A 19,454-nucleotide genomic window follows, 5' to 3' on the forward strand; every position below is an offset into this window, starting at 1 on the left:
CAGCCGGCGCAGGCAATGGTTGCTGGGCGGACTTGGATGATCCGCGGCCTCCACATCTGTCCAGAGCCTGTCCAGAATCAGTCAGGGGTCTGAGACGGAAAAGCCCTTAACTTTGACGGCCTCCGCACGGGATAAGCCTCAGACGGCCACCCAGCGCCGGTTTCGTCTCATGCCTGTCTCAAATTCCGTCAAAGTGTGGTCAAAGTGCCGCAGGTCTCCAGGGTACAAACCACATGATCATGCTGTGGCTCCAATGGTCACCCAGAGTTATTTGGAAGATCCTATTACTCTGCTGTTGATTCTCGATTTTGCGGCGGAAGGAGCGTTTCAGGATGGGCGCTCAGATACTGTTCAAAACGTTTTGCATTCTTGTATTCGTTGTATCCGGTAGCGAATAAAGCGCTACCGCAGGTAAACGTAAAGACGAGACAAAGCCCAATGAAAAATCCATAAGGCGGCCCCGCTTTCAACATGACTGCGATGCCCAGGATAGCTCCAACAGCCATGAAGATCATAGCTACGAGCATTCCGACCCAAGCGCCAATTACGTCTGAGCGCCGGATTCTGATAAAAGGTGTGGGGTTCTCTGGAGTAATGACCAAGTATTTGGCGACTTGGCGGATCTGCTTCCTATCCCACAGCCCCAACTGGGCGAGCTTCAGCAACGCAGCTGCCTTCACGGAGCTGGCACGAATACCCGAAGCGATGTGAAACCCTTCAAGCTGGATTGCATCATCGAGATACATAGTAAATGGGCTCTCCACCACCCGATCACTGCGTAGTTCTTTCAAACGCTTGTATCGCTTGTGTACGAAGTGGCTATCGTAAAATTCCAGCGCCTTGACCAAGGCAGTCATGAGAATTACGACGACTCCTGCAAGTGCTGTAACGATTGCAGAACTGCTATTGGAAAAGCTTTGAATTTGCTCAAGCATAGTTGCCACTTTTCAGATAACGGAAACGGTAATATTGCCTTTATCCCCGCTACCATTCTACTTCGATCAGGAATCTATCTGTATTGGCTATAGAGCAGTGGCGTTCTATGAAGAAAAAGGCATTTGGCGACCAAGATTTTTGAAGGCAGGGGGGGGCTGCCTAGGTCCGCCCTTTGGAGAGGCGAGCCTCAGTGCGAACTCCCTGCTGTTTTCGAAAAAGCGTAGCGCCGGCGCCGTGAATTCCCGGAATTACTTTTACGTGGTATGTGTATGCCGGCGGCAAAGTGGTCTGGCGATGTAATACGGGATTTCCTCGCAACTAACGCATGAGCCCCGCCCACCGGGGTCGCAGCCTGCTTTCAGACAGTCACGCTCAGCTAATCCGTCTCATGCCTGTCTCACATGCACTGGCGATAAGGTAAAGGCCCGGTAAAAGTAGGCTGTCCGAAAGGGCGGTATCCGTCTGGGGTCTGTCAGGGGTATCAGGGGCCACAGTGCGCTTGTTTGACAGGCAGGTCCGGCGATAAGCCTCAGACGCCCACCGGACGTGGGTTTTGTCTCGTGCATGTCTCGCGTTCTGTCAAAGTATGGTTAAAGTGGAGGTTTTTTGTTCCGCAGCAGATAGAGATAAAAGTGATTTCTATAGAGCTGCCCAAGACATTTCAGCTTCTATTAAGAAACGAAATCCTCGGTAGGGGGTAGGCGAGATCTGTGTGTGACATTTGCTGTGGGTAGTGCATGGGGTGTGTGTTTTGTAGTCGTAACCATCAATGACGAGACGAAAAAGGCCCTATTTGATAGGGCCTTTTTGTGTTCAGAGGAAAGCTAGATTCTTGACAAGTTGAGGCATGAAGCTCACACGTGCTGGCTGACCTTTTAACCCTAGCAGTTCGTAGATCTGCCCGCCGATGCCAGGTCTCACTTCGCCATCGTCCCCCTTATCTTTGTCTATAGCAAAGTATAGAAACTCAAACATGTCTGCGATTTCATCAGGGAACTCATTGCGTAGAGCAGCTTCCGATTTTTCATGCATAACAGGCGAAACGATGTGTATTTTTCGGACATTCAAGCTTTGAATAAGCTCAAGAATGTTTGTTCTGACAACACAGCTCCCCGAAATTACAGACTTCACAATCACTAGAACATCAGACTTTTCATAGCCAGGCTCGATGAACTTGTGAACAATCGGTGCGATACTTCCGCCGGGAATAGCGTAGTGGTTATTCCAAAATACGGCTGCTTTTGTATCATGTTTCTCTCGCAGACTGTCGTAGACGCCTTTTGACAAAAAGTCAGCGTCTTCTGCCGTCGATGCAAGCAAGCACGATTCGTGTTCCGAAATTTTGTCGCTCAGCAGCTTGCCCAAGATCAATCCGATCTCGTTCATCGTCTCTGAGTAGGCCTTTGGGTTTTCGGTCGATAACAGAAGGTTATCCAGCGCTTTTCTGGCAACACCGCTGGCAAAGGCACTGTATTCCCTGTTCACAATGCTCATTGTTGGTCATCCCCTATGGGCGATTGGTCGTCTAAACCGTCTTCTGCTAGTGACATCAAAAATAGGATGATGTCACCTGGCGTTTTGAGATTCTCAAGAATCTCGGGCGCTGGGGTCGGCGTGTCGGAAGCAACTCGCGCCTGCATCCCATTGTAGTCGACTATAAAAGCGCCAGATTCTACAGTTATCGTTGCCCTTTGAAAAGCTGCTAGCTTTTCGACCAGCCAAGCCGGAACCTCTATCTCTTTAGCTACGGGACTGGCGATTGAAAAGTCCTCCAGCTCGACCGTCATCATAAGGCGACCGTTGAGAAGACCTGCGAATAGATCAGGCCTTGAATTCGCTTTGGCTCGGGCCATTACGTTCCCTACCGTCCTACCTTCATCGTTTTCCCCACACCACTCACCTAACACCAATCTGAATGCTGCGTCAATATTGGACCAGCTTTTTGTTCTGCATAGGGTCTCCATCACTTCTCTGAGTGGAGCATGCCCATCCATAAGCTTGGGCACGGAGGGGAAATAGGGGAAGTACTCAGAAATGCAATACGTCTTCATTTCGCGGGGGATTTTCGCCTCATTCGCGGCAGCTTTGTCGGGGCAGCTCACCAGCAAGATTTGGGTTGAACCCTTGCTTTGATGGAACTCGACATCAATCTGCCTCTGAAGGTCAAACCTATCCTGCATTTCGTCATCCCAATTGGCTGCCGCTCCGCTGGAGTTTTTCGCTTGGTAATTCGTCTTTTCCGCGGTCGATAATCTACGGACACAAATGTCATCGACATAGGCAACTTCTTGAGAGGAAATTTGATAATCATCTAGATCTGAAAGCGCGACCTGGGATGCTATGGTGCAAATTTTGGCGGTAGCGTAGTAGTTTTCAAAGTCACCACCTTTTTTATTATTATTGCCTCCCACACCAATATTGCGGAGTTTTTTCGCATGCGGAGCTCCGAACTTCGCTTCGACAAAATCCATCACATCCATATTTTTGTCCTTCCATATTGTAATGAGCTCGTGGTGAGCGACGCATTATGCGATTGGGGCTTTGTTCCGTCGAGAGACACGATCGGCGCCGCTGGTGGTGTCCTGTCCATGGCGATTCATTTGCCGATAACCATGCATCCGGTCGAAACACCTGATTCTGGTGGAAACCACAGCGGAAACCAGCGCCTGGCAACCGCTCGCATTGGTAACTTCGGGTGGTAACCAGCGTGGTAACCACTGGCCGAGTTCGCACCAGGTTCGCGTAAGAGGGTGCGAACCAGAAGTGCGAACCTGCTGCGCGGAACGCGCTCGAATGCGTACCAACAGTGCGTACTGAGCTGCGTACTTCCTGTGCGCAATTTGCGCAGTTACTGCGCAGTGCTGAGGCTTAAACATCTGCGGGCCGCCAGGGCTTCACGCGGCCCAGTGCGTGAACATGCTGCGTGAAGGGTGCGTGAAACCTTGACGGGGGAGGTCTTCGCGCAAAGGCCAAGTGCGCGACGGGCGTGCGCGAAGCACTGCGCAAGTTGCCCTCTCCGGACTAGACGCAGACCTAAGGGCATGCGACGTATCTGCGCTACTTGGTCAGCATCTCTCTGACCTCTTTACCGTTTTCAATCACTACAACTTTAGCGATCACGCCTCCCTGCAGAGAAAGCCCGTACTGGGTAGGCGCCTGCCAGGTGACTTTCGAGCTGAGATAATATTTCCCCGGTGGAACGTCGGTGAACTTGAAGTAGCCCGTTCCATCAGCTTGCGTCAATTTCATTCCCTTCTCGGCGCGGGGATCTGGCGCGCCCAAGACTTGCCCGCCTAAATAGCTTTCCGTGTACCACTGAGTGGAGTAACTCGTGACTGGAAGGATGTATACGTCGCTGCCTGCTCCGTACTTCACATCGCCGCCCACTGTTCGCATAAACACCTGTCCAGTGAGAATTCCGCTGCCACTGGTAGGGAGAGACTCGTATTCTGCGATTGGAAATGGAACTCGTGGAACAATTTGCTGCTGAGGTAATGCGCAGCCTCCGAGTGCAGAAGCAGCAAGTAGAACCAGTCCAATTTGCTTGAGTTTCATGGTACCCCTCCCGAATGTATCGCGACTTTATCATCAGCGAGAAAAGCCCACCATCTAGCCCAGTCCGGCTCTTTTAACCATGAACGCAATGACCCGCGCGTGTGAAGGCCCAGGTGACACGTTGGCAGGTAGCGCCTCGCGCAGACCAGGTGCGCGATGGACGTGCATTAAACACTGATGCCCGCAGCTATTGGATACCGCATTGGCTCAATGCGACCTCCAGCGATTGGTCCAGTACGTATTCTCCGGTCGTAGACGCTGCCTGATTCAGTCCAACAGTGCGATAGATAAGCGTCTTGCCGGATCGCATCTCTTTGAGAATGGACTGAGCCTTCTCGCCTGTTGACGCGGTAAACGGCGACATGGATCGTGCTGTAGCCTCCATCGCAGTCTTGTAGGCATTTTCCACTATTTGTTGCTGCTGGGGATCTTTCGGTGCGTAGGCTTGCATAGCTTTGAGCTGGCCCTCGGGCACATAGTCCAGCGGGGTTTCGCTGGTGCTGATCGTCCATGCCTTGTTTTGATCGACTCTGAGCTGGACGTCGCCAACCGGGATCAGGAAGCGGCCGCCGCTTTTCACGCCCACTCGTAGGTCGCCGTTTACCACCTCAATGTATGGGTAGTATTGATTGCTGACGGTGTATATCCCGCCCCTTGTGTAATAGGTGCCCACCGTGACTGCGCAGCTGGATTTATCAGTGAATTTGTCAGTGTTGCGGACAGTCACCCATTCGACCGCGGGGCCGGTAGCACAACCAGACGTCAGTAGGGCGAGCAATAAGACAGGGGCGAGCTTCACATTCACATTCCTTGTACTGGATTAGCCTATTCAGGTGGCCGGCAATATAGCAGGCGGGAATGCTATACCGCGTGGCTCGGCCAGCATTTGGCTGGCCTCCATGGTGTGTTTCTTCGAGAGGAACTGGACGAGCAGTTGACCAGCCAAGTAGTGGTCACTGATGGTGGTCACTGCGCTTAGTCACCACTCAGGTGCGGATTCAACGCCAACCCGTGGATACCTGGGTGGATACTGGCAGCTTTTGACCCATGACGGTTACCCCCTGCAGCCATAAAATAGCGTTGAATCCTACCAACCAACCACATGGATATTCATAGAGAACCGCGACCTCCTAGGTTGTAAAGAGCGTAGGCAGAGCGCTACGCTGGCGCGCCCCCCGTCCCCGACACGCCCAAAATCAGGATCACAATGGACCGAACTAAGCTGCTAGCTTGCGCTGAAATGAACTGCTTGAGCTTCGTGAATAATTTGGCACTGTCTGGCGCTACGCGGGAGCAGCTCGGCCGAGGGAGGGTTCTTAGTAATTTTTGGAGCCAAATCTCCCGTAATGCGCTGGACTTAGCAGTTTTGGACTGGTGCCACGCCTTCGGCCAGCAAAATGATGCGTTGCATTGGAAGAAGGTGTTTACAGATGACGAAGACACATTTCGAGAAAGCATGCTCACCTCAATGGAAGTTTCCTTCGATGAGTTCAAGCAATTCCGCGAGCAGATGAAGGTTTACCGCGACAAGGATCTCGCGCACTTGGAGCTTCGCAACATTTCTATGATTCCCGCCATGAACAAAGCTATCCAGTCCATGGCGTTTTACTACCATCAGATCCAGTGTGCGAAACGGGAATTAGGCATGCACTGTCGAGACCATACTCTGTATGAATGGTTCGACAGCGCCTGCGCTGGGTTTGATCGTGATGCTGAGCTGGCCTTCGGTGCTACGGGAACACCGCGTGGTCCGGACATTCCGAAGCGTCGCCAGCGTTGCGCGAACTCACGTACTGGTCCCAGCGACCTAGCAAAACCTGTTATCGAGCGCGCACCAGAACCTGACAAAACCTAACATCGGATCGAGTGCTCGGCCTGGCGCGATGTTGAGAAATGTTGAGATCAGATCGACTTGGAGCCGGTGGCCACGTTCGCCGCTTGTTAGTAAAAGTTAGCCCTTGGGGGAGGTTGGCCAACCCGCCGCCCTGTTAACAATTGTCAAGGTTGGCCGGAGCCGGGCGACTCTGTGACGGAGATCCCTATGACGGATGGTAACCAGGCGAGGTGGTTACTTTTGGCGGTTGCCGGCGTGGTTACTAAGTTTGAAAAAACTATACTTATGAACCGACAACGTATGTGTAAGCAATGAAATTTGGTAGCTCGAACATATCCCCACCTACCTTGAGATCTCGTCTGTTTATCTGGCTGGGATTGGCCTCGACGTACTCCTGTAGGGAGGTTAAAAATGAAGGATCGTCCGCGTCTCGCATATCGATATAAAATGATACCAACTGATGCTCACCCTCCGCGCTGACAAGAGCTGTTATATGACCCAGATCAGAGCCCAAGCCAGCCGCTATTCTTGATATCTCTAAGAGGCTGGCCGACAGCGGCGTCCGACGTGTAATCAGTTGGTACGCTCGGTTTCTAAGCTCGGTCCCCCAAATTGTAACCGCACCATCAACCAGAACCTCCCAGATAGGGGCATCATAATGAGGACATGGAGTGCCGGACCAATAAGGGTGAACACCAGTTAGCCATAGATTATCGTCGCTTTCTTTAAGCCTTAGCATCCAGCTTATCCAATTCGCATCTAGGCGGGTGCGGTTTGACTCAGCAGATACCCCAACATCAGTAAGATTTTCATCTCTAATGTGCCCGTCCTTTCCTCCCCACGCCTCGTTGTTTGCAACGGCGAGCGCACTCTCTGGTGTATCAAATATGAAAAGGCCTGTTAGTCGAGATGCGTGGCTTGGAAAGTCACTCTGGCGGTGCTCTTCAAGAATTTGCTCAAATCTAAGTCTTTGCCAATCTTTATCGATCAGAACCCTTGCAAGGGTCATGGAAAGAAACGATCCCGAGGGATTGCATTTCGCTATCAAGCTTTGGCTCAAAAGCACTCCACGATATGCATTCCACGCTACTACAGGGTGCTCAATGTCGAGATACATAAAGCCTTCGAAATCCATTGGTGTTGACTCAATTTCGTTAATTTAGGGGGACAAACCGGTTCAGCCCCCTCAAGCGATAGCTTTTAGATACGTATACGATGCTGGCGACAAGCGTCAAAAGATGTATACGATTTCATTAAAAATATTGGATAGAGTTCCGGGTAGACATAAAGTCATCGAAAATTTTGCACCTTGCGATCAGTCAACTGTGTAGGTGCAAATATGGCCGTTACTCCTCATCCATTAGATTATTTTCAAGTGAGTATTGCGGTAGCGATAAAATATACCAGAAACAAACTTGACACTGAGTCAATAAATTCCGCAACGCCTGATGATGTCATTAACTAAATATAGTTTTTGCAGACGAGTTTTTAATAAATTGCGATGAGTCATGGTGCGGACGCATTCGCACAGACAGAGTCCATTTTTCGCTTGAAGGCTTCCCATACGGAAGAGTTCCAATCCTCAGCTTTCAATCGAGCACAGTAGTCGCTAAGTGCTTTCCGCAGCCTTCCTTCAAACTGGGTCGCGTTAATTACTTTTCCCTCAATCAAGGGGCCCTTCCTAACAATACGCCAACCACCCGTTGTCTCTGCTTGGTGGAGAATGCCGCATCGAACGTGGACATAAAAGTCATTGGCAACAGCCCGAAAGGACGAGAACTGTTGATGACAATCAAAAAAATCATGAAACATACGCCTCGACAATTGGTTTGAGTCTTTACGCCCCTGCGCAAAACACTCTAGCGCTTCAATCATTAAGCAAGATATTGCCATGATAGAAAAACCGTTCTTACTATTGCACCCCACTGTCACTGGATCTAGATATCTCTCCAAAAATCTTTGCTCAATAAAATCAGCTATTGCAACTCTATCTTGAGCAGCCACCATATCCATATATTGGGAAATAGTGCATTTGCTAGAAAGCTTAATGCCTTCCAATGGTCCAGAGATCATCGAGTACTCCGCAAATTTCAGAAGCATGACTTACTGTCATTGCGTCATGAATAAATTGAAATTTCGAAACCAGCACGACACAAGGCAGTGCATACTCATCATATAAAGAAAGTTTAACTAGGCAATCCCATCCAAAATCAATAAAGACGGGACATGAAGAATCGAGCCATGTTCTTCTCGGACGAACCCAGTCGTACTGATGGTGGCCTCGAAACTCTAGCTTAACATCGCGTTCTATTTCATTGAAAAAATGCATTATGCCGCTATTTAAAGTTTTCTTATTAGCCTCTGGAGTGCATTCAAGCGCCTCTGTTAATTTGAAAAAAATTCCTCTAGCTGCTCCCTGCATAGGTCGAGATGCTTTAATCCAGACGATATCATCAGCGAGTTTTGAGTTTGGACTAGGTAACATGTGATAGATATCGAAGTTTCGCTTAAAATCTCTGCCGTCGATTACCCACACCATGTTTTTATAGAACTGCTCGCGAGATATCCTTTCTGCATCACTCATTGGAGAATGCTGGATCTCCACAACGATTCCTTTGGGAGTTTTTATATCAGCTCTATGGATCTCACCATCCGGAGCTTGATGGCGTACCTCTGCCCAATTGGCGGGGAACTGAGACTTCCAATCACGATGCCAGATCGTTTCACTCTCCCACCATGCATCGCAATTTCTTCGCCCAAAATGGGACCAGTGGTGAAGTATGCGCGGGCCACATTTGGCAATCATCACCGATCCACAGATAGGGCATTTTCCCCTACCCCCCCCGAAACGGCTCAAGTCGCTGCCCCCCGACAACTGCGTACTGCATTATATTTCCGGGTGATCCGTATATGAAAACTCAGGCGAATAGGGCTTTTCGTCTTGATTGGCAGACTTTATTAACAGAATCTCTTGTGGAAGGTTCATTCCATCGAAAGCCTTTTCATAGGGCCTAATATTTAGTGGCCTTCCACGAAGGCACTCACAGATATCTTTGATTACAAACTCAATGGAAGTGGAAGAAGCTAACATAGACTCCAACTCCCGATCACTCCAAGGAAAATTATTGTTCCGATTATTCACGTGATGAACAGCATTTTTATGTTCTACACACGCCGACCCGTAGTCAGAGTAACCACCAGGCTGCTGCTCAAAATGACTATCGCAATAAAACATTTCCCAGATAGCGAAATCTCGACTGCATTGTGACTGCCGCTTAACTTGAGTATCGAAATGCGAGACTCCAGCCGATTTCTGAATATAATCCCACGGACCTCTTTCTATTTGTACCCCGGGCCATTTAGCTTCAAAAATACCAACCTTATAGCTCGATCCGTTATCAATAATAATGCAACCATCAGCACCGAATCTTCGTTCAATTCTTGGAGCTAACCGATAAGCGACTGCCTTCAGACCAACTACGTTCCGAGAGTTAATTTCTCGACGAAAATTAGCCAAAAAATTTGAAGTATAGTCATTTTCATCCACTATGTAACCATTGATGAGATCCGACCTGGCTAGTCGATCAGCCCAATGAGCGCATGCCATCAAAACTTCAGTATGATATGGATTTACAAGCATTCCCTTGCCTCTAGGCATTAATGGTATTTGATTCTTCGATTGCTGAATGCAGGCATCGTGCCTTCAAGCACATTCACTACCTGTTGATTAATTAATGGGTTTTCGATCGAGCCCGCATGATATGAAATTTTTGATTTATTCTTTCGTTCAAAAACCGACCAAATAACTTGCTCTGCATCGCAAACCACTGCCAAATTTGGGTTGTGCGTTACCATGATTATTTGGCGCCTCTTCTTGGCCTCAGTTAAGACTGGAACTAGCAGGCTTACCACGGTTTCGTTGTCCAGATTTTCCTCTGGCTGATCAAGAATAATAGGCGTTCGTCCTTTATCGACAAGGAGATAGAAAATTAGAAGTAGCGCCCCTCTCTGACCGGGAGAGAGTTGCTCAATCTGAGCATCTTGAAAAAGTAGAGAGTATTTGGGTTCCAAGAAACTTAACCCAAACAAGAAATCGTAAACCTGATTCGCCACAATCTCTTTGCGCAACATGGAGCTTGCGCCAAGGCTCTTACTATTGGATGCTGCTTCAATTTTTGAATTCAAATCTCGAACAAAATCTAATGCCTGCGATTTCTGATTAAGGTCGAACTGCTCGGCGAGGCGTCGCACCACATTGAAACTTTCGTCCTCTCCTCGAAATTCACCAGCGTTTTGCTTTATGAGGTTGAATAAAGACGCCGCAATTGAGTCTGCTGAAGCCCCAAGCGTTGCTTGGAACTGGAGCTTATATTCTTCTCTTATGAGACTATTGCTTTTGATCAACTCTTGAACTGGTGCAAATAAAGTCTCACGCGCTTTACGCTGGGAGTCGAGAACCTCATATATCTGCTCGGCCATCTCTTCGCGCCGAGTCTTACATTCATTAAGTCGCTGAGGTAGGAGTTCAATTTGAGCAACCCTGGTCTGAAGCCCAGTTCGCGATTCTGGCTCTACTGACGTACCAATAAGCTCATCAAATTTTTCATTCCACTGCTGCAAAGCCTGCAAGCTTTGCTGGTGAAGCAGCTGGGGCTCAGCCAGCTTAGCTTCCAATTCTGACTGCCTAGTTTGTATTTTCTGTTTCTCGGCCTCGACATCGGCAACCCTTTGTGAACACTCGAGTTGCTTGTCCGGTGATGAGGTGATGACCTCACTTAGCTTGCCAAAATTAAATTCAATCTTCACCAAATCCGCATGATCAACTCCTAAAGACTCAAAGTCAGATTGGGAGTCAGCGATGAATTGTTTGTAATTTTTGTCTAACAACAGCATGCGACCACGTACATTCAGGGCAGCCTTCAATTTGCTAGCGAGACTAACTTCTTCACTGACGATTCTTTCAATCGCCTCTGCCTTCTCCTTCAGAGCCACAGCTATAGAATCTAGCTCTTGAGACGCAGCATTTTGCTCAGGCGTTAGTTGAGTATCGGGAAGCGGCAAAACTTCAGGCTTTAATTTCTCATGCTCTTCAATTTCCTTATTTTTTTGAATAAGTAATTCAGTCACTTCTTTTTTTACTTCAGGCCTAACCTGATCTTCAATGTATGCAATTTCTTCATTAAGTTTTCTAAGATCATTACGGTAATCACCAAGACGATCTCGGTACTCTCCTTCCTGCTGCTCAATCAATTGATTGAAATCAAGTGCTCCCAGTCGGACCGACTCACTTGCGTGAGAAAAGATGACTGCTCGTAGCTCATTTTCGAAAGAGTCGGATTTTCCACTGATATGTGCGTTACAAAGCTCTTCGAAATGCCCCTGAGGAATGTAGCGAACCAACTCGACCTTTGACTCAGGCGGATCATCATTCAAGTTACGGCTTTCAGACGCACCGCTAACCCATGTAAGCCTGCCCTCAAAGTTCTTCGCTGGGTCACCGGATTTTCCTCTGAATCTATCTTTCTTTAAAAAAGAAAAATGAGCTTTCTGCTTAGAGTTACCCAGCAAGGCCAAAATGTCTGCCAGAGCACTTTTTCCACTACCTTTGTTACCGATAATTGCAACTAAGTCTTGACTCAGAGGAAGTTCCGTCTCAGCCAGCCAATCCCCAGAGGTAGTCCCCCCCCCAATCTTACTAACCTCTACCTTATCAATGAAGAAAGTTTTATTCCTTTCAACTTCATCTACTTTTGGTGGCTTGGCGCCAATAAATGATCGCTTAGCCGGTTCTCTGATGGCCTGCTGCAAGCCTAGAAACGTAGGATCAGCCTTTATCCAAGTAATCTTCCCAGACGGGAAATCTCCGTAGCCTCTTTTGTCTGGATCGCCAGGGGTGCCCACAAGCCTATGCGCATCGCTGCCAGCCACAACTAATCTGGGTAAGTCTTTCAAAGATCGCTGAACACTATCAATGAATCGCTCATTTTCAGAGGTTCTAACCCCGACCAATGCATCACGCATTGTCAGATTTCGAGACTCGAATATAGGTGAGTTTTTCGCTAACCCAATAAAGAAGGCGTAGTGCTCAACCCAATCCACCTCAGCGAGTCCATCGTGAGTGTCATAAGGCATGAAGCCAATTGCCATTCCTTCTGGAACTGCTGCAATTGCTTCCTTGTAGCTATCGCAATTAATTTCCGCAATAGTGCTACCAGCCTTTAATGCAGTAGCATCAGCCGAGTCGACATCAGACTTTGAAAATCCATGGGCCTTTAACTTCTCAGCAGTGACAATTCCTGCAAGACTGCGTAGTGCCGTATCCGACAAAGGTCTGTTGACCAATTCAACGGTTAGCGCAGCCTTGAAGTCATTCAGCGTTTGGTTATCGATTTTGTCCGAAAAGACCACGTGCGCATTTAGCCGCCCCTTCATAGGGGACATTAGCCGTAGTTCAATTCCAGGAAATACTGTCTTCTCCAACTTAGGAGCATTTGGTTCACTTAGTCTTCTCTTAAGGGCGAACCATCCATCGAATGTCCAGTAATCCATCAAAGCAAACACAGCGGGCTCTGCTTCATTGAGAGCCTTGATCATTTCGTCTACCAGTGCACGGTTTTCCGCTGAGTCCGGATTTTTTGCATCAAATCGTTGGCCTTGCCAGTGGAATGATGCCGGCGTGTGAATATGAAGATCCCACTGGCGCCACTCTGAGCCGCGCTCATAGCTCGCTGCGTCCATGCTCCTTTCCCCCACTGGTCAACGGCAAAAATTAGACGAGTGGCTTTTTACCACCTTTGCGCTCAGTCTTAGCAAGAAGGGGGTTAAAAAACAATCATTCCTTAGACGAGCCTATCTTCTGCTCGACGGCCTGCGTTGAGTCAACCGAGACCTAGCTTGCCGCCCTAAGCTTATGTGCGAAAGGTGGTAAGCGTCCGCGTCTAGCCTTCTGCTGTCTGCTGTCTGTCGCCACGACAGCTTTTGGCGAACTCCTGCCTATTCTCTACGGAGGTGATGGTCGACAACGTTCGAATTCAGCAGATTTACTATTCCATGGTGACATCTCAAGAGTCCCGGATTCGATTCCACAGAAATCCATAACTAGCTGATTTATTTATAGTTACTAGTTGGGGTACGCCGAGTTTTCCAGCGAAATCCAGACCCGCAGAAAACCTAGCCTCGCCGAAAGCTACCGTTCGTCTGGTGCCGCACCATATAGAACAACGACTTAGGCTCACCACACGGCAACGCGAACCGCCGCAAAAAACCCTCCCATCAACTTTCTCGATTGCTCCCCCGCCCCCACCACGCTACTCTCCCTGCGTCGCTGCCAATTCAGCGATCGGGCCTGATAACCCGGCAAGATGCAGGCGCACCAAGCGCCCCCAAAACCCGATTTGCAGGCGTTTTTTTTCGCCTCACAATTCGTGCAATGGCGGCTGTGCGTGGGAGACCTTCGGGTCTGCCGGGTTCCTGTATCTCCGGTTTATCAGCCTGCGCACAGCTGCCACCCATTCGCCTGATAACGAACGTGGTAGCGCTCACCCGATATGGGAGTTTTACCAATGACCGCTCCAAGTCCATCCGCACTAACCACCCTCGGCGTCACCCCCTTCTCCTTTCACTCCGACCACCCTCTGTTCCGCGTCAACAGCGGTGTGTCCCTGCATGAAGCCTTGCACCACGTTTCCGATCTGCTCCATGTCGCCCAGTTGCTCGCAGAAGACGCAGCAATGACGCGAGACACAGATCGTTATGCCTGGGCATCGCATTATCTGCAGGAGATGAGCAAGGCGGTGATCGATGATGTGGTGAAGGTACTGGAATCACCCTGCAACACCGAGCAATAACGCAGCAACAAAAAAGGCACTTGCCGCTCACCGACAAGTGCCTTTTTTATTCGCCAGCAACCGCGATCAACGCGACAACATAAACGTCTCGTACTCCAGATCCTCCAGCGCCGATGACAAGCGCGCCAGCCCCAGCAGTACACACACCAGCAACGACAGCGTAAACCCGTACCCGAAGAAGCTCGGGCCCAGGTGCATGCTGAGCAGTGTCAGGCCGGCGTTGAGGACGGCGAACAGGACGCACAGTTCCAGCACCACGCGGCGTTTGTCGAGGTAGAAGAACACGTTGAGCAGCGCCATAAAGACAACCTGGATGCTCACGCCGATCAGGTCGATGTAGAACAGTGGCAGGTAGTAACTGGAGATGCCCAGCCAGTCCAGCAGGCGTGGTGCGAAGAGGAACAGCAGCACCACGGTGAGGCCTTGGACTTTGCAGATTTCGAGCAGCCCCTGGCGGATGGACAGGGTCATTTCGGTCTTCAGCGAGCCGATGTGCTGCAGGGTTTCGCCGTCGCGGATGGCCCGGAACAGGCGGTCGTACCATTCGGCAAAGTCGGTTTCGATGCGCACCAGGAACACGGCCATGCCGGGGATGATCGCGAGGTAAGCGATGAAGATCGGCATGTCGTAGAGGATCGAGGCGCGCAGCGGGCCGATGACGGTGTTGGAGGTGGCCGGGTTGAACCAGAACATGATCTTGTCCACCCAGATGCCGAAGTTGTAGAAGAACCCGGTCACCAGCAGGCTGAGGAACACGTTGCGGCGATCGAGGAAGTCGAAGGCGATGAGTTTTTCAGCCCGGTATTCGCGCAGGATGTCGTAGAGGTACAGGAACAGCAGCGTGCTGTGCCCGATCAACAGCGCCAGCAGCAAGCCTGGCATCTCCAGGAAGCTCAGCAGGTAGGCGCTCGCAACCATCAGCGAGTAGCCCACCAGCATCACCAGCAGGATGCGGTTATATTTTTTCATCCCCGACAGGAAAATGATCACCAGCCACAGGTTGCACAGCACCACGAAGTTCGAAAGCACCAGCACGCGGTAGATCAGCGGCTGATCGAACAGCACCGCCAGCAGGATGATGCCGAGTAAGCCGGCGCCCACGGTCACCATCAGCAATATGCCCAGCAGGTTGGGCAGGATTTGCTCGTAGTTGCGCTGGAACAGTTGGTCGGACACAAACCGGGTAAAGAACAGTTGCAGGCCGCCCGTCAGGATCAACGAGCTGGCCATCAGGTACGTCACCGTCACCAGAAACTGCCCGACCAGCGAGTTGGGCAACATCAAGCCCAGGCTGATGATGCCCACCAACATCACGCTGATGATCGACAGCACCCACGGCCCGGAGCTGATCAGCCCGGCATAGACGTAGGCATGCAGGGTGGCGGTGTAAGAGTCGCGCGAAAGGATCTTGCGCAGTTCAAAGCCAATACCGGCCATTTAGCTGTTCTCCATGGCTGCCTGGTACAGGTCGCGGTAGCGCTGCAACATCAAGGCTTCGGTGTAATAACGGTTGACCCGCGCCAGGCCGCTGGCCTGTGCGGCTTGCCAGCGTTCCGGGCTGCGCAGCAGTTCCAGGATGGCGACGGAGGTGGCCTGTGGGTCGGCGATCGCGACCACCTTGCCCGCAATGCCAAGGTCACGGTCTTCGGCGCTGCCACCTTCGATCAGTTCGCGGCACGAGCCTACGTCGCTGCTGACCACCGGCGTGCCGGCGGCCCAGGCTTCGAGGATCACCAGGGGTTGCGCCTCACTGATCGAGGTCAACACCATCAAGCCGAGCTGAGGCAGGATGTCCTGAATGCGCTGGAAGCCGAGGAAGTGCACCTTGCCTTCCAGGCCCAGGCTGGCCATCAGGCTGCGGCATTCGCTGACGTACTCCGGGTCTTCCTCTTCCGGCCCGACGATCCAGCCTTCAACCTCAGGCATGGCACTGATCACGCCGCGCATGGCCCGCAGGAAGGTTTTCACGTCCTTGATCGGCACCACACGCCCGATCAGGCCCACCCTCGGGGCAATGCCCGGCGCGCGTGTTTCAAGCACACGATTCCACTGCGCCAGGTCGATACCGTTGGCAATCAATTGCGTGCGCGCAGGCTCGGCGCCGTCCTTGATCTGGCGCTGACGGTTACCGTCATACAAGGCGATGATGTTGTCGGCGCTGTTGTAGGCCAATTGGCCGATCCGCTCGAAGTAGCGCACCCACAGCGTACGGATGTAACCCGAGCCGCCGTCGAGGCTGCGGTTCAGCGCCTGGCCGGAGGTCTCGGCGATCCACGAGGCCTGGGCCAGGTCGATCTTGCGTTCTTTGGTGTAAATGCCGTGCTCGCTGAGCAAGTAGGCGCAGTTCCAGCGTTGCTTGAGAATGCAGCCCAAAAGCCCGGCGTAACCGGTGGAAATCGAATGCAGCACGCGCGCGCGCGGCATTTTGCGCGAGGCTTCGGCCAGCATCAGCAAAGGCGACTGCAGCGAGCGCAGGGTCCAGAAATAATTGACAAAGGACGGGTCGGCGCAATGCAGGCGATAACCCTCGCTGAGCGTCTCCCAACTGGCGCGGCTGCGCAGGACGTCGTCGAGGGTCATGTCGCCGCTGGCGATGCAGTCGAGCAGCTTCTCGCCCAGCTCACGTTCAGGTTGGTCCGGGTGATGCAAAAAGCGATACAGGTCGGCCAGGTGCTGTGGGTTGGCTTCGCGCGGTGTGCCGTGCAGATTCGTGGGATGGGTCGCGTCCTCGAGAAACATCTCTTCGATGTGCAGCACGTTGGCCGGCACTTCGTAACGGCGTTTCTCATACGCTGAGCGCTGGCCGCCGATGAACATCACCGAAAAGGTCAACTCCGGCAGGCCGAGGATCATCTGGTGAATCCAGCTCGAAACGCCGCCGCGCACGTAAGGCCAGGTGCCTTCGAGCAGCAGGCAGATGTCTGCAATCGGTGCCTCTTGCTTGTTACTCATTCCAGCTCCTCACCAACTCAGCGAACGGTGGCCGCTGGCGGGTTTTCTCGGGAAGGCTGGCGAGCAACCCGGGAATTTCGTGATAACGACCGGCCTCGAACGCCAGCTCTGCGCGAAACGGCAAGACCTGGGCCGAGCCCATGCCGTTTTCTTCCGCCAGGCGCAGCAGGACTTCGGCGCGCTCGTTCTCGCCGCGCTCCAGGGCGATACGGCCAGCCAGCAGGAACAGTTCACCGCCCTCGCCCGCTGCCAAGCCCTGCTCGGCATGCTCGCTGGCCTGGTTGAGTACGTGCTCCAGTACGCTGCCTTGCGCCAGGCCGAGGTAGGCCAGTTCCCAGTACCAGCGCGCCAGCATGCTGTGGACCGGGCCTGCGGTGCGCGAACTGACATCCACCAGTTGCTCAAGGGCCATCTGGATATGCAGGTTGATATCGCTTTCCTGCTTGTCGAGCATCGAGTAGGCGAGCAGGCGCACGTCGTCGCTGGGGTCTGCCAGCGCCAACTTGAGAATGGGCACCGCTTCCTTGCCGGGCATCCGTCGTGTGGCCAACAAGGCCGACAAACGCTGGTCCGGATCGGGCGCGTGACGCAGCACATCCTGTAAGCCGCCATCGGCGAACACCGGCTTGTGCAACTGCGCTTGCGCGCGGTACGGCAAGCTTGGAATACCAACGGCCTGCCAGGCTTGTTTGTCGCGCTTGCGCGGCAAGTACAGCGCCGGGAAGATCGCAGCCACCACACCCAGGGTGCCGATGACCGGCACAAAGAACGCCAGGCTGAAAATGAACAGCGGGCTCCAGGGCAACGGCTTGCGGTAGCGCGCCGGCAGCAACAGCCACACGGCCGCGCACAGCATCAGGCAGGCGAAGCCATGGCTGAAGGTGAAGACCAGCAGTTGGTGCGCTTGAGGCGCGTCGAGCCACAAACTTGCCCAACTGCCCGCCTCTAGCACCAAGGCTCCGCTAAACAGCCACTTGCTGATCATTCAAGCCACACTCGTTGTAAAGGAAGTTACGCAGCCCGTTGCGGTCACAGCCAGGCTCCAGGTTGAAAGGCATCACCCGTACGCCCAGGCTCTCGAAGTCGCTGTCGATACCAAAATGCTCATGCAACATCAGGCTGATACGGGCCAGGTAGCCCTCGGTGCCTTGCGGGCTGGTCAACGGCAATAACACCAACAGCAGCGCGTGGTCGCGGTTGTTGCGCACCGGCAAGTGCAGGTCCAGGCCGCGCTGGCTGCGCGCCATCAGGCGCGTCAGCTCGTCGTTGGGGCGTGTCATCTCAAACGCAAACAGCCCGGCCGGCAAGGTGTGCTGCTCTATGTCCACCAGCGAGCGCTTGAGTTGCAACGTGAACTGCTGGGCGCCGGCGTCCGGCAGTTGCAGCACTTGCGGGTCGCGACGCAGCAGGTCGGCGATGTGGCCGGCCAGCAGCGACAACAGGCTCAAGGTGCGGTCCTGGAACGCAAAGAACGGCATCTGCCGAACCGCCAGGATGGCCAACAGGTTGCCTTCGGCGTCGATCAGCGGGATGCACGCTTGCAGCGACGAAAACTGCGAGGATTTGCCGGAATCAATCAATTCCTGGCGCACGCTGACCAGTTCACCGCGCTCAAGGCACAGCTTGATCAGGTCATCACCCACGTCCAACGGGCCCATCACACCGATCATCGCCAAGGCTTGAGGCAGTATGTTTTGTTCGCTGTCATCGACGCGGTACAACCCGGCCACGCGCAAGGCGCCGTACTGGCCGAGCATCGCTACGATGGGCTCAGCCAGCGCGATCATGGCATCGCCTTCGACCGGCATGCCACGCAGCTTTTCCCGCAAGCCCAGCAAGGAACTGCGCAGGCTCTGGTCGCTGCCCGCCACACGCTGCTCGAGCAGGTCATGGGAGACCCGCAGAATCTGGTGGGCGCGGGTGAATTCGTCGAGACGGTACTGACGGTATTCGTTGGCCATCTGCAGACGCTCAAGGCGACGCACCCACAGGTCCCGCACTTCACCGACGAGCATCCCGCACACCAGCACGCCGACGATAAACGACGGATCAATCTGGGTATAACCTTCGTGCCCGCTGCTGCGCAGCGCAAACAGCGCCGCCACCACCAGAACCGCGCTGAACAAGCCGCGCACAAAGCCATAACGTACACCTAACAGCAGCGGTGCCAGGATCGGCCAGGGGAAACCGGCATGCATCTGCAACGGGTCTTCAGGCGTGAGCCAGAAGCCGAGGCCGATCGCCAGGCCCGTCACCAGTATCGTTTCCAGCCAAGACACCGGCCCGCTGGCGCGAGGCGCCAGGCTGTAATCCATGTGTGGAGAATTCAT

The 19,454-nt window shown here is 52.6% G+C and carries 16 protein-coding genes; 2 read left to right on the forward strand and 14 right to left on the reverse strand.

Annotated features, from left to right (window positions below; genetic code table 11):
- Nucleotides 1-284: 284 nt before the first annotated feature.
- The 5 genes from AACY36_RS17260 to AACY36_RS17280 all read right to left on the reverse strand — a co-directional run bounded on the left by AACY36_RS17260 (nucleotide 285) and on the right by AACY36_RS17280 (nucleotide 5,290).
- Nucleotides 285-935, reverse strand: coding sequence for a hypothetical protein (locus tag AACY36_RS17260; RefSeq protein ID WP_223018048.1), 651 nt, complete (start codon nucleotides 933-935; stop codon nucleotides 285-287).
- An 814-nt stretch (nucleotides 936-1,749) separates the two neighbouring features.
- Entirely contained in the window at nucleotides 1,750-2,430 is a 681-nt protein-coding gene (locus tag AACY36_RS17265) for a hypothetical protein (protein WP_223018047.1), read from the reverse strand.
- Nucleotides 2,427-3,416 carry a hypothetical protein gene (locus AACY36_RS17270; protein ID WP_223018046.1) on the reverse strand — a complete coding sequence of 330 codons (990 nt, stop codon included), beginning with the start codon at nucleotides 3,414-3,416 and terminating at the stop codon, nucleotides 2,427-2,429. The genes AACY36_RS17265 and AACY36_RS17270 overlap by 4 nt, the downstream gene beginning before the upstream one ends.
- A gap of 577 nt (nucleotides 3,417-3,993) precedes the next feature.
- A complete protein-coding gene (locus tag AACY36_RS17275) occupies nucleotides 3,994-4,491 on the reverse strand; it encodes a hypothetical protein (RefSeq protein WP_223018045.1) in 498 nt (165 codons plus the stop codon).
- Nucleotides 4,492-4,678: 187 nt separating this feature from the next.
- Entirely contained in the window at nucleotides 4,679-5,290 is a 612-nt protein-coding gene (locus AACY36_RS17280) for a hypothetical protein (protein ID WP_223018044.1), read from the reverse strand.
- Nucleotides 5,291-5,740: 450 nt separating this feature from the next.
- Here AACY36_RS17280 and AACY36_RS17285 point away from each other — a divergent pair, with 450 nt between their 5' ends.
- The gene (locus AACY36_RS17285) at nucleotides 5,741-6,346 is read left to right on the forward strand and encodes a hypothetical protein (protein WP_339497333.1); all 606 of its coding nucleotides are present in this window, start codon (nucleotides 5,741-5,743) and stop codon (nucleotides 6,344-6,346) included.
- A 262-nt stretch (nucleotides 6,347-6,608) separates the two neighbouring features.
- Here the strand turns inward: AACY36_RS17285 and AACY36_RS17290 are convergent, their stop codons facing one another.
- The 5 genes from AACY36_RS17290 to AACY36_RS17310 all read right to left on the reverse strand — a co-directional run bounded on the left by AACY36_RS17290 (nucleotide 6,609) and on the right by AACY36_RS17310 (nucleotide 13,063).
- Nucleotides 6,609-7,460 carry a hypothetical protein gene (locus AACY36_RS17290; RefSeq protein WP_223018042.1) on the reverse strand — a complete coding sequence of 284 codons (852 nt, stop codon included), beginning with the start codon at nucleotides 7,458-7,460 and terminating at the stop codon, nucleotides 6,609-6,611.
- A 371-nt stretch (nucleotides 7,461-7,831) separates the two neighbouring features.
- The gene (locus tag AACY36_RS17295; RefSeq protein WP_339497335.1) at nucleotides 7,832-8,398 is read right to left on the reverse strand and encodes a hypothetical protein; all 567 of its coding nucleotides are present in this window, start codon (nucleotides 8,396-8,398) and stop codon (nucleotides 7,832-7,834) included.
- Nucleotides 8,370-9,131 (reverse strand): hypothetical protein, encoded by a 762-nt coding sequence (locus AACY36_RS17300; protein WP_233893356.1) that lies wholly within the window; start codon nucleotides 9,129-9,131, stop codon nucleotides 8,370-8,372. Before AACY36_RS17300 ends, AACY36_RS17295 begins: the two co-directional genes overlap by 29 nt.
- 81 nt (nucleotides 9,132-9,212) lie before the next feature.
- Nucleotides 9,213-9,872 carry a hypothetical protein gene (locus AACY36_RS17305; protein WP_339497338.1) on the reverse strand — a complete coding sequence of 220 codons (660 nt, stop codon included), beginning with the start codon at nucleotides 9,870-9,872 and terminating at the stop codon, nucleotides 9,213-9,215.
- 110 nt (nucleotides 9,873-9,982) lie between these two features.
- Complete coding sequence (locus AACY36_RS17310; protein ID WP_339497339.1) at nucleotides 9,983-13,063, reverse strand: TrlF family AAA-like ATPase; 3,081 nt, start codon at nucleotides 13,061-13,063, stop codon at nucleotides 9,983-9,985.
- Nucleotides 13,064-13,887: 824 nt separating this feature from the next.
- On the opposite strand from AACY36_RS17310, the gene AACY36_RS17315 reads away from it, so the two are divergent.
- Nucleotides 13,888-14,172, forward strand: coding sequence for a DUF3077 domain-containing protein (locus AACY36_RS17315; RefSeq protein ID WP_339421214.1), 285 nt, complete (start codon nucleotides 13,888-13,890; stop codon nucleotides 14,170-14,172).
- A 66-nt stretch (nucleotides 14,173-14,238) separates the two neighbouring features.
- Here the strand turns inward: AACY36_RS17315 and pelG are convergent, their stop codons facing one another.
- Genes pelG through AACY36_RS17335 form a run of 4 tightly spaced genes read right to left on the reverse strand, consistent with a single transcriptional unit; the run spans nucleotide 14,239 to nucleotide 19,454 of the window.
- A complete protein-coding gene (pelG, locus tag AACY36_RS17320) occupies nucleotides 14,239-15,609 on the reverse strand; it encodes an exopolysaccharide Pel transporter PelG (RefSeq protein ID WP_339456725.1) in 1,371 nt (456 codons plus the stop codon).
- Nucleotides 15,610-17,124: a GT4 family glycosyltransferase PelF gene (pelF, locus tag AACY36_RS17325; protein ID WP_339421210.1), complete on the reverse strand. Its 1,515-nt coding sequence runs from the start codon at nucleotides 17,122-17,124 to the stop codon at nucleotides 15,610-15,612.
- A complete protein-coding gene (locus AACY36_RS17330) occupies nucleotides 17,117-18,109 on the reverse strand; it encodes a HEAT repeat domain-containing protein (RefSeq protein ID WP_339427338.1) in 993 nt (330 codons plus the stop codon). Before AACY36_RS17330 ends, pelF begins: the two co-directional genes overlap by 8 nt.
- Complete coding sequence (locus AACY36_RS17335; RefSeq protein ID WP_339497340.1) at nucleotides 18,087-19,454, reverse strand: PelD GGDEF domain-containing protein; 1,368 nt, start codon at nucleotides 19,452-19,454, stop codon at nucleotides 18,087-18,089. Before AACY36_RS17335 ends, AACY36_RS17330 begins: the two co-directional genes overlap by 23 nt.

Origin of the sequence: Pseudomonas sp. EA_15y_Pfl1_P101, assembly GCF_963970835.1 — a bacterium.
In the GTDB taxonomy this organism is placed as follows: domain Bacteria; phylum Pseudomonadota; class Gammaproteobacteria; order Pseudomonadales; family Pseudomonadaceae; genus Aquipseudomonas; species Aquipseudomonas tritici.